The sequence below is a fragment of the Kitasatospora sp. NPDC059648 genome, assembly GCF_042734825.1.
GTDB lineage: Bacteria > Actinomycetota > Actinomycetes > Streptomycetales > Streptomycetaceae > Kitasatospora.
Window position 1 is genome coordinate 18,167 of record NZ_JBHWDU010000020.1, and the last position, 14,050, is coordinate 32,216.

Genomic DNA, 14,050 nt, shown 5'->3' on the forward strand with positions numbered 1-14,050 from the left:
CGGGATTCTGGGGCGGCCTGGGCGTTGACACCGGTTACCAATCAGTAGCAGACTCCGACGATGTTACCCCGGGTAACACCCCGGTGGGTCGTATCCCTGCGTCGTACACCTTCTGCGGAGGCAGCACCATGAGCAGCACGTTCTCGCTGGACCCGGGCGCGGACCAGCTCGCCGTACGCGACTGGCTGCACGGCTTCGCCGCCGACGTGATCCGCCCCGCCGCGGCGGAGTGGGACGAGCGCGAGGAGACCCCCTGGCCGATCATCCAGGAGGCCGCCAAGCTGGGCATCTACTCGCTCGACTTCTACGCCCAGCAGTACTTCGACCCCTCCGGTGTCGGCATCCCGATAGCCATGGAGGAGCTGTTCTGGGGCGACGCGGGCATCGGGCTGTCCATCGTCGGCACCACGCTGGCCGCCGTCGCGGTGCTCGCCAACGGCACCGACGAGCAGATCGGCACCTGGACCCCGCAGATGTTCGGCACCCCGGACGACGTCAAGGTGGCCGCCTTCTGCTCCTCCGAGCCGGACGCGGGCTCGGACGTGGGCGCGCTGCGCACCCGGGCGGTCTACGACGAGGCCAAGGACGAGTGGGTGCTGAACGGCACCAAGACCTGGGCCACCAACGGCGGGATCGCCGCCGTGCACGTGGTGGTCGCCAGCGTCGACCCGGAGCTGGGCACCCGCGGGCACGCCTCGTTCGTCGTCCCGCCGGGCACCCCGGGGCTGAGCCAGGGCCAGAAGTTCAAGAAGCACGGCATCCGCGCCTCGCACACCGCCGAGGTGGTGCTCGACGGCGTCCGGGTGCCCGGCAGCTGCCTGCTCGGCGGCAAGGAGAAGCTGGACGAGCGGCTGGCCCGGGCCCGCGAGGGCGCCAAGCGCGCGGGCGGCAAGGGCAACGCGGCGATGGCCACCTTCGAGGCCTCCCGCCCGGCGGTCGGGGCGCAGGCGATCGGCATCGCGCGGGCCGCGTACGAGGTGGCGCTGGACTACGCCAGGACCCGGGAGCAGTTCGGCCGTCCGATCATCGACAACCAGGGCGTGGCCTTCCAGCTCGCCGACATGAAGACCCGGATCGACGCGGCCCGGCTGCTGGTGTGGCGGGCGTCCTGGATGGCGGTCAACAACCAGCCGTTCACCTCGGCGGAGGGCTCGATGTCCAAGCTGTACGCGGGCGAGACGGCCAAGTTCGTCACCGCGCAGGCGATGCAGATCCTCGGCGGCAACGGCTTCACCCGGGAGTACCCGGTGGAGCGGATGCACCGGGACAGCGCGATCTACTCGATCTTCGAGGGGACCAGCGAGATCCAGCGGCTGGTCATTGCGCGGGCGATCTCGGGGATGCCGATCCGGTAGCCGGGGCCGGTCCCGGGGGGCCGTCCTACCGGGCGGCCCAGAAGGTGAGACCGGCGGTGAGGGCGCCCACCACCGCGCCGACGATCGTCTGTGCGGTGGTGTGGTCCCGCAGCACCACCCGGGACCAGCCGATCACCGCGACCAGCGGGTAGAGCAGCAGCCACCCCGGGCCGAGCGCGATGCCCAGGCAGGCCACCGCGCCACTGGCGACGGCGGTGTGCACGGAGACCTTCCACCAGACGGTGATCACCAGGATCGGGACCAGCGAGGCGAACATCGCCGCCACCATCGCGGTGAGGTCGCGCGGGGCGTGGGCCCAGATCATCACCGCGAAGCTGACCGCGACCGAGCCCATGATGAACGGGATGACGGTCAACCGGCGCCGGCGGTGGCCGACGTGGCGGTCCTCCAGGGTGCCCTTGCGGATGCCGCGCTGGATGAACAGGGTCGGGATGACGGCTGCGAACAGCGCCGCGAAAGCGGCCCAGCCGAGGCCGGGCCAGCCGTAGCGCAGGCCGCCGATCAGCAGGCAGACCGCGATGATCACGTTCTTCGGCTCGACGCCGTCGGTGACCCGGCGGGCCCAGATCGTCCGGCTGGTGGGGGCGGTCGTGGCCTCGGTGGTCATCGGGGTGCGTGCTCCGGGTCGGGAAGGACGGTCGGCGGCTGGGTGGTTGGGCGGTCGGTGCGCTGGTGCGCTGGTGCGCCGGTTCGCTGGTCGGATGATCGTACGTGAGCCGCCGGCGCCGCCGCTCCTCCGCGCCCGGACACCGGCGGAGCCGCGGCGCGCCCGTCAGAACCTCGGCGCGCCCGTCAGAACCGCGGCGGGCGGCCGTCCAGGAAGGCGGCCAGTCCCTCGTGCACGTCCGAGGCCTCCCGGGAGCGCCGCTCCCAGGGCGCCAGTGCCTCGGCGGCCCGCTCCGACGGGACGGCCAGCGCGGCCTTGACCGCGCCGATCGTCTGGGTCGAGCGACTGGTCAGCAGCCGGGCGAACTCCAGGGCGGCGGCGTCCAGTTCGGCGTCCGGCAGGACCCGCTCCGCGAGGCCCAGCGGCAGCGCGTCCCGGCCGCTCACCAACTCGCCGGAGAACAGCAGGTACTTGGCCCGGGCCGGGCCGACCAGCCGGGCCAGGCGCAGGGTCGGCACCGCCGGGTAGACCACGCCGAGCTTGGCCGGGGTGATCCCCAGCCGCGCGTCCTCCGCGACGAAGCGCAGGTCGCAGGCGACGGCCAGCTGGCAGCCACCGCCCACGCAGGCACCGTGCACCACGGCGAGGGTCGGGTGCGGGAAGGCCGCGAGCGCCTCCTCGGCGGCCAGGTTGACCGCGTGGTAGGCGTCCGCGCGCTGCGGATCGCCGTACACCTCGGCGAGTTCGGTGATGTCCGCGCCCGCGCTGAAGGTGTTCCCGGCGCCGGTCAGCAGCAGGGCGCGCACGTCCCCCTGCTCGGCCAGCTGGTCCAGGACCTTGGGCAGCGCCTGCCAGATCGCCAGGGTCACCGCGTTGCGGCGGTGCGGTCGGGCGAACTCCAGGACCGCGACGCCGTCCTCGCCGACGTAGGCGTTGAGGCCCTCGGCCTGTACGGGCAGGGCGGAGCGGTCCCGCGTGAGCAGCGGCTGGTCCATGCGCACCTCCGGTCGGTCTGGTGCGCCCACTCTCTCAGGCCCGGTCGGTGCAGTAGTCCCCGAGGCCGTGCTCGACGGAGGCGAAGGCGCGGCGGGCCTCCTCCAGTGCGGCGGGCAGCGCGGCGTCCGCGCGCTCGCCGGCCAGCATCCGGCGGTGGTTGCCGCCGATCAGGGCCAGCCGGACGGCCAGCAGCTGGGCGGCGGCGATCCGGGCGGTCAGCTCGTCGTGGGCCGGGTCCTGGGCGCACAGCTCCTCGGCCAGCAGGATCTGGGCCTGCTGGCCGAAGCCCGCGGTGGCCCGCGAGCTCAGTGCCGGCGTGGCGTGGACCAGCCGGATCACGTCCAGCACGACCTGGTCGTCGTTCAGGCCGGTGGCCGGGTCCTTGCGCTCCAGCGCGGCCAGGAAGTCCTCGCGCAGCGCCGCGACCGCGGAGGTGCCCGGCGCGCGGTCGCGCACCGCCCGGGCCGGTTCGTCGAGGTGCTGCTCCATGGGCCCCATGACCAGGTCTTCCTTGGTCGGGAAGTAGTTGAAGACGGTCATCTTGGACACCTCGGCGGCGGCCGCGATCTCGGCCACCGAGACCTGGTCGAAGCCCCGCTCGGCGAACAGGCCGATGGCCGCGCGGAAGATCCGGATGCCGGTCTGGATCTTCTTGCGCTCGCGCAGCGGGAGTGCGTCGAGGTCGCGGTCGGGGCCGAGGTCCAAGCCGTGGTGGGTCGCCATGGGGGGACTGTACCAGGATCAAACGTTGACCAGACCGAAAGCTTGGACGAGATGAAGAATTGACCCAGTCCAATAATGCTGCCATGGTGGGTGCCGAGCCCGCCGGACCGCACCGGCCCGGGCCAACTCCACTGACTCCGGGGGGACTTCCCGATGGCATCCGCTGCCCGCACACCCGCCGCACAGACCTCCGCCGCACAGATCTCCGCCGCACAGACCTCCGCCGCGCGGACTTCCGCCGCGCGGTCACCTGCTGGCCGGACGGCGCCCGAGCGGGACGGAACCGTGCTGATGACGGCCGCCCGGCGGAAGCTCGGCATGCTGCTCTGCCTGCTGACGATCGTGCTGGCCGTGCTCGACTCCAACATCGTCTCGGCCGCCACCGTGCCGATCGTCCGCGACCTCGACCCGGTGCACGGCGTCGACCGGTTGCCCTGGCTGGTCAGCGCCTTCTCCCTGGCCGCCACCGCGCTGCTCCCGCTCTACGGCAAGCTCTGCGACGTGTACGGCGCCAAGCGCGTCCTGCTCGGCGCGGTCGGCAGCTTCCTGCTCGGCTCGGCGCTGTGCGGCGCCGCGCAGTCGATGGGCGAGCTGATCGCCTTCCGCGCCGTCCAGGGCCTCGGCGGCGGCGGGCTGATGAGCGTGACCATGGTCGTGATGGCCCAGCTCCAGGACCCGGAGGAGCGCAGCAGCGGCAAGGGCGGCGCGATGGGCGGGATCGTCGCGGGCCTCGGCATGGCGATCGGCCCGCTGGTCGGGGCGCTGTTCACCGATCACCTCGGCTGGCGCTGGATCTTCTACGTCAACCTGCCGTTCGGGCTGCTCGTGCTGGCCGGCTTCGCCCTGGCGCTCAAGCTGCCGCAGACCGCCGAGCGGCGCGGCCTGGACTTCCTCGGCGCCACTCTGGCAGCCGCGTTCGCCACCGGGCTGCTGCTGGTCACCGAGTGGGGCGGCAAGGACTACGGCTGGACCTCCCCGGTGATCCTCGGCGCGGCCGGCGCCACCCTGGCCGCGCTCGGGCTCTTCCTGTGGCGCCAGGCCACCGCCGCCGAGCCGGTGCTGCCGCTCTCGCTGTTCCGGATCCCGGTGGTGCGGATCGGCTTCGCCGTCCAGGGCCTGGTCGGGATGGGCATGATGGGCGCGATCGTCTACGTGATGATCTACCTGCAGGTCGCCCGGGGGATCGCCCCGACGACGGCCAGCCTCTACCTGATGCCGATGGCGGCCGGCATGACCGGGGCCGGACTGCTGGCCACCCGGTTGCTCTCCCGCGGGCACCGGGCGCGCACCTTCCTGGCGGCCGGCGCGGGCTGCTCCGTGCTCGCGCTGGGGCTGCTCGGGCTCACCGGGCCGGACACCCCGCTCTGGGCGGTGGGCGGCGAACTCGCCCTGCTCGGCGCCGGGTTCGGTCAGCTGATCGGGCAGCTGATCACCCTGGTGCAGGACACCGCCCCGCGACACCAGCTCGGCGTCGCCACCACCGGGATCAGGTTCTTCCAGACCCTCGGCAACGCCCTCGGGGCGGCGGTGTTCGGCACCGTGCTGTCCCGGGTGTTCGAGGCCGGCCAGCCCGGTCGGACGCTCGGTGCGGTACGGACGGCGACCGGCCCGGCGCGGGAGCAGGTGGTGCGGAGCTTCACGGACGCCGTGGACGTGGTCTTCCTGTCGGCGGGCGGGGTGATGGTCCTGGTGCTGCTGCTGGCGCTGCGGCTGCGCTCGGTGGAGACGGCGGGGGCCGGGGCGGGAGCCTCGGCGGAGGAGCCGGTGCCGGCGGCCTGAGCGAGCGGTCGGCGAAACGGATTCGCGCGAAACGGATAGGGCGAAACGGATTCGGCGAAAGAGGTACGGCGAAAACGGGGTGCGACGAAAACGGGGTGCGACGGGGCGGGGCCCGGTGGACTGCGGGGGAGTCCACCGGGCCCCGCTCGTCGGGCGCCGGGAACCCGGCCGGTCAGGCCCGGGCGGCGGCCCACTCCGAGGCCAGGATCGCCCAGATCTCCTTGTCGTGGCGGACACCGTTGTGCAGGATCCACTCGCGCAGCACGCCGTCCCGCCGCATGCCGACCCGCTCGGCCACGGCCCGGCTGCGGGCGTTGACGGCCGAGCACCACCACTCGGCGCGGTGCATGCCACGGGTGGTGAAGGCGTAGTCGAGCAACAGCCGGACGGCGGCGGTGATCAGCCCGCTGCCCTCGCCGGCCGGCTCGGTCCAGGCGCCGATCTCGCAGTTGCCGGTCTTGGTGTCGAAGTGCACGAACATCACGCCGCCGACCAGCGTGCCGTCCAGCCAGATGCCGAAGATCCGGCCGGAATCGGTGGCCTGGCGGTCGGCGTAGCGCTGCAGGGTGGCGCGGGCCGAGTCCAGGTCGGTGGAGAAGGTGGCCCACGGGATCCACGGGTCGGTGTGGGCCCGGGCGCGGTCGATGTGGGCCAGGAACTCGGGGGCCTGCCAGGGTTCGAGGGGGCGCAGTTCGGCGTTCTCGGCGAGGGGGACGGAAAACACGGGCGGCCTTTCACGGGTGGTGCGGCGGGCTGTCGGGATCATTCATAACAAACGTTTGGTATGTACGATAGCTCCCATGACGCCGCCCCGTGGAGACCATGACGCCCGCCGTTCGGAAGTCTCCGAGGGGGTGTGGCGAGTGCTCTCCACCCGGGGCTTCGAGGGGCTCACGCTGCGCGCGGTGGCAGCCGAACTGGGGGCCTCCACTGGGCTGTTGACCCACTACTTCCCGAACAAGCGGGCGCTGCTGAGCCACGCCCTGGAGGAGCTCGACCGGCGCTCCGCCGCCCGGCCCCGGCGGCTGGCGCCCGTCGACGGCACCCCGCCGCCCGCCGGGCTGGCCCGGCTGCGGGCCGCACTGCTCGACGTCCTGCCGCTGGACGAGGCGACCGAGGCCGGAAACCGGATCTGGGTCAGTTCCTGGGACGTCGCCCTGGCCGACCCGGAGCTGGCGGCCGCGCACGCGGGGCGCTACGCCCGCTCGCGGGTGGCGCTCACGGCGCACGTGGCGGACGCCCAGCGGCTCGGCGAGCTCCCGGCCGAGGCGGATCCCGCCGGGCTCGCGGCGGGGGCCCAGGCCTTCGTGCTGGGACTGGTGGTGCAGTCGCTGTTCGCCCCGGCGGAGTTCCCGGCCGAGCGTCAGATCGCGCTGCTCGACGCCTACCTGGCGGGGCTGGTCGCTTAGGGCCCGTCCGACGCGTCCGGCCCGTCCGACGCGTCCGGCCCGTCCGACGCGTCCGACCTGGTTCGACGCGTCCGGCGGATCGGGCGGGGCGCCCGCCCGGGGCGTTGGCTGTCCGGCTGTCCGACTTTTTCCGGATATCGCCGACGGCCGGTCCGGCCGGGGCTGTTTCGGTCAGGGGTGGGGATCCGCCCGGAATTCCGGTTTTCCCGATCGGCCGGCCTTTCGCAGCGGCCACGACACGCATTGTCACGGGTTATGCGCGGTGAGTGCAGGATTACCCGGAGGTCCGAAGCGCGCACGGAAAGTGTTCACGGGTGCGTGGCCTGCGGAATTGCAGGGTGGCGCCCCCAGCAGGATTCGAACCTGCGACCTACCGCTTAGAAGGCGGGTGCTCTATCCGCTGAGCTATGGGGGCGGGACGGGCGCCGCCCTGGCGGGCGTGACCGTGGCCGGGATCGGGCGACGAGCGCTGGGGGCGCGCGTTGTCCGGCCCCGTACCTGAGGGGTGGGGGTGGGGGTTGTGGGCCCTCGCCCTGTCGGGGACAGGATAAGGGTGTCCAGTTCCTGGGCCGGGTGTGACGACACCGTCGTTGGTGTGTCGGTTCGGTGGAGCGGTCCGATAATCGCAGGTGAAGACCGTGCGTGCAGCGGTCTGGGACAGTTCCGGGCCGGACGTTGTGCAGTCGTTACGGGGCTGCCTCCTCAGCCGTTATGGATTCGACACGGAGAATGTCCCGCCAACGGTGCGGGTGGGGGGTCCTATTCCGGCTTGCTCCGGTCGGATGACGTGCGCGGACGGCTCCCGGCGGGCCTGCGGTCGCGCCCCTGCGGCGGTCGCGATCTGCCGGTTTGTTGTCATGAGCGCGAAGAAGTGTCGGTGTGGAGGTGCACGAAGGCCGAAATTCACCCCTGCGAGTGACGGCTCTTTTTCACCCTGCCGATCGGCCTAGGAGTTGTCCACACGATTTCGGAACCCGGTGGCCGGGATTTCCTTCCGGGTGCACTCTCAACTCGCACCGCTCGATTCCGTACGGTGCATCGGCGAGAACGGAGAGTGCGCCATGAGCGAGACGTATGTGACGGTGATCGGCAATGTCGCGACCGAGGTGAGCTACGGGGAAACCTCCGGCGGGGTGCCGATGGCGAACTTCCGGCTCGGCGTCACCGAGCGGCGGTACGACCGCGAGCGGGCCTGCTGGGTGGACGGCGAGGCGCAGTGGCTGAGGGTGACGGCCTGGCGGGCGCTCGCGGTCAACCTGATCGGCTCGCTGTCCAAGGGTGATCCGGTGCTGGTGACGGGCCGGCTCCGGGTGCACGAGTGGACGGACGGAGAGGTGAAGCACAGCCGGGCCGAGATCAACGCCCGGTCGGTCGGGCACGATCTCACTCGCGGCACGGCGGCGTTCCGGTGGGCGGCGGGGGTGCGCGGGCAGCCGTCGGCGGCGGCCGGGGGCGCCGGGGCGGACGGCGGGGGCGAGCCGGTGCCCGGCTGGATCGTCAACGCGCTGGAGTCGCGCCGGGCCTCGGCGGTGGCCGCGGCGCCCCGTTCGCCCGAGTCGCCGACCGGTGTGCGAGAGGTGACGGAGCAGCAGGAGGCCGTGTCCGAAGGGCAGCGGGGAGGTGAAGAGCGGGCGACGCGGAGCTGATCGGTCGGCGACCTTCCCTGTCGACAAATATGTTGATCGAGAAGGCGGTTGTACCCGCACGCGCAATCTCGACCGGATAACGGAAAGTCATGAGGAGATTCTGGCAGGACGTCAGCTTGTGTGGATCCCGAGGGGGTTGATAACGATACAGACACGGTATCGTCCTGATTTCGCATGGGGGTTTCGAGACCTCTGAGGCTCAATAGGATTCGTCTGGTTCATACCGCAGCAGTGCCACAGGGGGCACGCGCGGCACGGCAAGTCGGCGGGCTGCCCACTCGGCGCGGCCCGCTCCGGAGGGATCCCAGATGTTCAAGAGGCAGGGGCGGAGTCTGTCCCGCATAACCACTGTCATGCTCACGACCAGTCTGGCGCTGGGTGGAGGGCTGTTCGCGGCCGGTGCGGCGACCGCGGCGGACACCCCGGCCTCGGGCGTGACCAAGGCCGTGATCCAGAGGGGCATGGTGGCCGAGAAGGTCGATGTCGCGGGCAAGGGCACCGTCGACGCCGGTCTCTTCACCCTCAAGACGAGCGACGGCGGTCTGCTGCAGACCTACTGCATCGACTTCGACAACCCGGTGTACCTCGACAGCGGTGCGCAGTACCACGAGGCGGACTGGGCGGCGAGCTCCCTCGGTGCCAACGCCAAGGCCCCCATGATCCGGTGGATCCTGGACAACTCCTACCCGCACGTCAACCTGACGGCGCTGGCCGCGGCCATCAAGGTCGACGGCCTGACCGCCGAGGACGCCGCCGCCGGTACCCAGGCCGCGATCTGGAAGTTCTCGGACAACAAGGACGTGACCCTGCACAAGTCGAACGCCACCAAGCTGCGCGACTACCTGATCAGCGACGCCAACAAGGGCATCGCCGCCGAGCCGAAGCCCTCGCTGACCCTGACCCCGGACTCCGTCTCCGGCAAGTCCGGCGGCAAGATCGGCCCGTTCACCCTCAACTCCAGCGCCGCCGAGGTGAAGCTGTCCGTCGCCGGCCCCGCCGCCGACAAGGCCAAGCTGGTGGACAAGGACGGCAAGCCGGTCGGCGCCACCCTGACCGGTCCGATCGCCAAGGACACCCAGCTGTTCCTGGACGTGCCCGGCGGCACCCCGGACGGTGCGGTCACCCTCAACGCGAACGCCTCGACCGTCGTGCCCAGCGGCCGGGTCTTCATGACCGACGTGGACGCCGACGGCAACCACAGCCAGACCATGATCCTGGCCAGCTCCGACAAGCTCAGCGTCAACGCCGCCGCCAAGGTCACCTGGAAGCAGGGCAAGGGCGCGCTGGTCGAGAGCAGCGCCAAGGTCGAGTGCGCCAAGAACGGCGTGACCGTCTCCGTCACCAACAGCGGTGACGAGGCCGCCACCGTCACGGTCGACAAGCAGCAGGTGACCGTGCAGCCCGGCAAGACCGAGAGCGTGCTCGTCAAGGTCGCCGAGAAGGCGAAGTACGACATCAAGGTCTCCGGCCCGAACGGCTACACCAACGAGTTCACCGGCGTGCTGGACTGCAAGGTCGGCGTGACCCCGAGCTCGGCCCCGACCACCCCGGCCGCCACCGGCACCGCCACCGCCACCCCCTCGGGCACCCCGAGCACCGGTGCCGCCCAGCCGGCCCCGTCGACCACCAGCGCCGCCCCCGGCACCGGTGGCCTGGCCCAGACCGGTGCCAACAGCAACACCCCGCTGCTGGCCGGCATCGCGGGCGCCCTGGTCGTCGCCGGTGGCGCTGCGGTCTTCTTCCTGCGTCGCCGCGGCCGCCACGGTGGCAACGCCGCCTGAACCGGTAGCACCCACTAGCGGCACCGACTGATGCCGCTCGGCCACGGCCCGGCTCCCCCGCACCCGCTGCGGGAGAGCCGGGCCGTCGGCGTTCCGGCAGACGGGCGGGGCTCACCGGCGGGGGCTCACCGGCGGGAACGGACCGGCGGCGAACCGGCCGTGCGCGCGTCCGTCGTCGTCCGGCCGGCCCCCGTGGGGCCACCCGGGCGGTTCGGGGCTCCCGGCCGGGTGCGGCACAATGGAAGGCTGCAAGCCGAATTACTCCCGACGACGCCGGAGCGATCTCACGTGGCGGAATACATCTACACGATGCGCAAGGTGCGCAAGGCTCACGGAGACAAGGTCATCCTTGACGACGTGACGCTCAGCTTCCTCCCCGGAGCGAAGATCGGCGTCGTGGGCCCCAACGGTGCCGGTAAGTCGACCGTGCTGAAGATGATGGCCGGCCTGGAGCAGCCCTCCAACGGCGACGCCTTCCTCTCGCCCGGCTTCACCGTCGGCATGCTCCTCCAGGAGCCGCCGCTGGACGAGTCCAAGACCGTCCTGGAGAACGTCGAGGACGGCGTCAAGGAGATCAAGGGGAAGCTCAACCGCTTCAACGAGATCGCCGAGCTGATGGCGACCGACTACTCGGACGCCCTGCTGGAGGAGATGGGCAAGCTCCAGGAGGACCTCGACCACGCCGAGGCCTGGGACCTGGACGCCCAGCTGGAGCAGGCCATGGACGCCCTGGGCTGCCCGCCCGGCGACTGGCCGGTCACCAAGCTCTCCGGTGGCGAGAAGCGCCGCGTCGCGCTCTGCAAGCTGCTGCTGGAGGCCCCCGACCTGCTGCTGCTCGACGAGCCCACCAACCACCTGGACGCCGAGTCGGTGAACTGGCTGGAGCAGCACCTGGAGAAGTACAAGGGCACCGTCGTGGCCGTCACCCACGACCGGTACTTCCTGGACAACGTCGCCGAGTGGATCCTGGAGCTCGACCGCGGCCGCGCCTACCCGTACGAGGGCAACTACTCCACCTACCTGGAGACCAAGCAGTCCCGTCTCAAGGTCGAGGGCCAGAAGGACGCCAAGCGCGCCAAGCGGCTCAAGGAGGAGCTGGAGTGGGTCCGCTCCAACGCCAAGGGCCGCCAGGCGAAGTCCAAGGCCCGCCTCGCCCGTTACGAGGAGATGGCGGCCGAGGCCGACAAGATGCGGAAGCTGGACTTCGAGGAGATCCAGATCCCGCCGGGCCCGCGCCTGGGCAACGTCGTCATCGAGGTCGAGAACCTCAACAAGGCCTTCGGCGAGAAGGTCCTGATCGACGACCTGAGCTTCACCCTGCCGCGCAACGGCATCGTCGGCATCATCGGCCCGAACGGCGCCGGCAAGACCACCCTGTTCAAGATGCTCCAGGACCTGGAGACCCCGGACAGCGGCACGGTCAAGGTCGGCGAGACCGTCAAGATCAGCTACGTCGACCAGACCCGCTCCAACATCGACCCGAAGAAGACCCTCTGGGAGGTCGTCTCCGACGGTCTGGACTGGATCAACGTCGGCCAGGTCGAGATGCCGTCCCGCGCCTACGTGTCCGCCTTCGGCTTCAAGGGCCCGGACCAGCAGAAGCCGGCCGGCGTGCTCTCCGGCGGTGAGCGCAACCGCCTGAACCTGGCGCTCACCCTCAAGCAGGGCGGCAACCTGCTGCTCCTCGACGAGCCCACCAACGACCTCGACGTCGAGACGCTCTCCTCGCTGGAGAACGCCCTGCTGGAGTTCCCCGGCTGCGCCGTGGTCATCTCCCACGACCGCTGGTTCCTGGACCGAGTGGCCACCCACATCCTCGCCTACGAGGGTGACAGCAAGTGGTTCTGGTTCGAGGGCAACTTCGAGTCGTACGAGAAGAACAAGATCGAGCGACTGGGCGCCGACGCCGCCCGTCCGCACCGGGCCACCTACAAGAAGCTGACCCGAGGCTGACATCCAGCTGTCACGACGGCCCGGCAGACTGCCCTCCGGGGCGGCCTGCCGGGCCGCGGCCAGCCGTCACCCCCGGCCGTCGCCGAGAAGGCGTCGGCGGGCGACCGGACACCGAGGAGAACACCCGTGGCTCGCCACATCTACGCCTGCCCGCTGCGCTGGTCCGACATGGACGCCTTCGGACACGTCAACAACGTGGTCTTCCTGCGCTACCTGGAGGAGGCCCGGATCGACTTCATGTTCACCCAGGCCGCCGAGGCCGGCGCCGGGGAGTTCGCGGGCGGCTCGGTGGTGGCCCGCCACGAGATCGACTACAAGCGCCCGCTGGTGCACCGGCCGGAGCCGGTCACCGTCGAGACCCGGGTGACGCACATCGGCAGCGCCTCGCTGACCGTCTCCTACGACATCAAGGACGTCCACCCGGACGGCTCCGAGACGGTGTACGTCCGGGCCTCCACCGTGGTCGTGCCCTACGACCTGGCCGAGGGCCGGCCGCGCCGGATCTCGCCGGTGGAGCGGGAGTTCCTCTCCCGGTTCATGGACGAGGCCCCGGCCGTCGCGGCAGTCTGAAAGTCCCAGGAAGTCCCAGGACCCCGAACCGATTGAGCTGAGCCGCGTTGACCGTCACCGCCCGCCTCGTCCTGACCGACACCGGTGAGGCCGCCGACCTCTCCGCCTTCCTGCTGCGCCTGCTGCGCTTCGACAAGGCGGCGGCCGTGCGGCTGCAGGCGGTCGGTCCGGCCGGGGAGGACGGCGTGCTGGCCGTCTTCGGGCGCCTGCCGCTGGGCGGCTCGGGAGCGCTGGCGCTCCGCACCGCCCGGCTGAGCGGCCTGGACGAGCCGGTCGACCTGACCGTCTCGGCGGGGCAGTTGCTGGACGGCGTGGACGCCGAGGCGGGCGCCGTCGCACTGCCCGGGCCGGTCACCGGCCCGGCCTGGGCCGGGCTGCTGCCGCCGCGGGCGGGCTGGCGGCCGGTCGGCGCCCCGCCGGTGGCCGAGGTGTACCCGGAACTGATGGCCGGGGTGCGGGAGTTCCGCGAGCGCTGCGAGGCCGTCCCGGCGCACCACCGCACCCGCGCGGTGCTGGACCAGCTGGCGGACGAGATCTGGTCCCGGCCGGTCGGGGTGCTGCCGCAGCTGCCGCTGCGCGCGGTGCACGCCGCGTACGTGATCGGCTTCCTGAAGCCCGGCGCCCCGCTCTCGGTGCACCGGGCGGGCGGCTGGCTGCGGCTGAGCGCGCCGGCGGGCTCGGTGGTCGTGCGGACCGCGGCCGCGCCGGGCGCGGGGCTGGGGCTCAGCCCCCTGCGGTAGGAGGCCGCTCAGCCCGGGGTGTTGATCATCGAGGCGGCGGCGTAGGTCAGGTAGTCCAGCAGCTGCCGCTCGTGCTCGGCGGGCAGCTCCAGGCTGGCCACGGCCGCGCGCATGTGCGTCAGCCACGCGTCGTGCGCCGCCTTGTCGACCTTGAACGGCGCGTGCCGCATCCGCAGCCGCGGGTGGCCGCGCCGGTCGCTGTAGGTGCGCGGGCCGCCCCAGTACTGCATCAGGAACAGCGCCATCCGCTCCTCGGCCGGGCCGAGGTCCTCCTCGGGGTACATCGGCCGCAGCAACTCGTCCTGGGCGACGCCCTCGTAGAAGCGGCGGGTCAGGAGCCGGAAGGTGGGCTCGCCGCCGACCTGCTCGAAGAAGGTCTCCTCGCTGAACGTTCCTCGTCCGATTTCTGTCACCCGACCATGGTCGCAGACGCCGACGGGGTCGTACACCGGGACCAGCGGCGTACGACC

Annotated in this window: 13 protein-coding genes, 1 tRNA gene and 1 pseudogene; 9 read left to right on the forward strand and 6 right to left on the reverse strand. The window is 71.7% G+C overall.

The window, feature by feature from the left end:
* The first annotated feature begins 128 nt into the window (after nt 1-128).
* On the forward strand, nt 129-1,355 hold the full coding sequence (locus ACFV1W_RS15065; protein WP_030289122.1) for an acyl-CoA dehydrogenase family protein: 1,227 nt from the start codon (nt 129-131) through the stop codon (nt 1,353-1,355).
* A gap of 25 nt (nt 1,356-1,380) precedes the next feature.
* On the opposite strand, the gene ACFV1W_RS15070 is transcribed toward ACFV1W_RS15065, so the two are convergent.
* The 3 genes from ACFV1W_RS15070 to ACFV1W_RS15080 all read right to left on the reverse strand — a co-directional run bounded on the left by ACFV1W_RS15070 (nt 1,381) and on the right by ACFV1W_RS15080 (nt 3,702).
* Complete coding sequence (locus tag ACFV1W_RS15070; protein ID WP_380416556.1) at nt 1,381-1,983, reverse strand: hypothetical protein; 603 nt, start codon at nt 1,981-1,983, stop codon at nt 1,381-1,383.
* Between the two features lie 185 nt (nt 1,984-2,168).
* Nucleotides 2,169-2,978, reverse strand: coding sequence for an enoyl-CoA hydratase/isomerase family protein (locus ACFV1W_RS15075; protein ID WP_380416558.1), 810 nt, complete (start codon nt 2,976-2,978; stop codon nt 2,169-2,171).
* A gap of 34 nt (nt 2,979-3,012) precedes the next feature.
* Complete coding sequence (locus tag ACFV1W_RS15080) at nt 3,013-3,702, reverse strand: TetR/AcrR family transcriptional regulator (protein ID WP_380416560.1); 690 nt, start codon at nt 3,700-3,702, stop codon at nt 3,013-3,015.
* 83 nt (nt 3,703-3,785) lie between these two features.
* On the opposite strand from ACFV1W_RS15080, the pseudogene ACFV1W_RS15085 reads away from it, so the two are divergent.
* Together ACFV1W_RS15085 and ACFV1W_RS15090 are read left to right on the forward strand one after the other, a co-directional pair.
* Nucleotides 3,786-3,920, forward strand: a pseudogene (locus ACFV1W_RS15085) (hypothetical protein); the annotation flags it as partial.
* A 73-nt stretch (nt 3,921-3,993) separates the two neighbouring features.
* On the forward strand, nt 3,994-5,481 hold the full coding sequence (locus ACFV1W_RS15090) for an MFS transporter (RefSeq protein WP_380416707.1): 1,488 nt from the start codon (nt 3,994-3,996) through the stop codon (nt 5,479-5,481).
* A 172-nt stretch (nt 5,482-5,653) separates the two neighbouring features.
* On the opposite strand, the gene ACFV1W_RS15095 is transcribed toward ACFV1W_RS15090, so the two are convergent.
* Nucleotides 5,654-6,205: a GNAT family N-acetyltransferase gene (locus tag ACFV1W_RS15095; protein ID WP_380416562.1), complete on the reverse strand. Its 552-nt coding sequence runs from the start codon at nt 6,203-6,205 to the stop codon at nt 5,654-5,656.
* Between the two features lie 76 nt (nt 6,206-6,281).
* Between ACFV1W_RS15095 and ACFV1W_RS15100 the strand changes: the two genes are divergently transcribed.
* Complete coding sequence (locus ACFV1W_RS15100) at nt 6,282-6,890, forward strand: TetR/AcrR family transcriptional regulator (protein ID WP_380416564.1); 609 nt, start codon at nt 6,282-6,284, stop codon at nt 6,888-6,890.
* Nucleotides 6,891-7,229: 339 nt separating this feature from the next.
* On the opposite strand, the gene ACFV1W_RS15105 is transcribed toward ACFV1W_RS15100, so the two are convergent.
* Nucleotides 7,230-7,305, reverse strand: a tRNA-Arg gene (locus ACFV1W_RS15105).
* A 646-nt stretch (nt 7,306-7,951) separates the two neighbouring features.
* On the opposite strand from ACFV1W_RS15105, the gene ACFV1W_RS15110 reads away from it, so the two are divergent.
* From ACFV1W_RS15110 to ACFV1W_RS15130, 5 genes are all read left to right on the forward strand, one after another.
* The gene (locus tag ACFV1W_RS15110) at nt 7,952-8,536 is read left to right on the forward strand and encodes a single-stranded DNA-binding protein (RefSeq protein ID WP_380416565.1); all 585 of its coding nucleotides are present in this window, start codon (nt 7,952-7,954) and stop codon (nt 8,534-8,536) included.
* 353 nt (nt 8,537-8,889) lie between these two features.
* A complete protein-coding gene (locus tag ACFV1W_RS15115; RefSeq protein WP_380416567.1) occupies nt 8,890-10,317 on the forward strand; it encodes a Cys-Gln thioester bond-forming surface protein in 1,428 nt (475 codons plus the stop codon).
* Nucleotides 10,318-10,605: 288 nt separating this feature from the next.
* Nucleotides 10,606-12,270, forward strand: a complete 1,665-nt coding sequence (gene ettA / locus ACFV1W_RS15120) for an energy-dependent translational throttle protein EttA (protein WP_380416568.1) — start codon at nt 10,606-10,608, stop codon at nt 12,268-12,270.
* Nucleotides 12,271-12,396: 126 nt separating this feature from the next.
* On the forward strand, nt 12,397-12,840 hold the full coding sequence (locus ACFV1W_RS15125) for a thioesterase family protein (RefSeq protein WP_030289101.1): 444 nt from the start codon (nt 12,397-12,399) through the stop codon (nt 12,838-12,840).
* 47 nt (nt 12,841-12,887) lie between these two features.
* Nucleotides 12,888-13,580 carry a hypothetical protein gene (locus ACFV1W_RS15130; RefSeq protein WP_380416570.1) on the forward strand — a complete coding sequence of 231 codons (693 nt, stop codon included), beginning with the start codon at nt 12,888-12,890 and terminating at the stop codon, nt 13,578-13,580.
* Between the two features lie 8 nt (nt 13,581-13,588).
* Here ACFV1W_RS15130 and ACFV1W_RS15135 read toward each other — a convergent pair whose 3' ends face one another.
* Entirely contained in the window at nt 13,589-13,993 is a 405-nt protein-coding gene (locus ACFV1W_RS15135; protein WP_380416572.1) for a globin, read from the reverse strand.
* Nucleotides 13,994-14,050 lie beyond the last annotated feature (57 nt).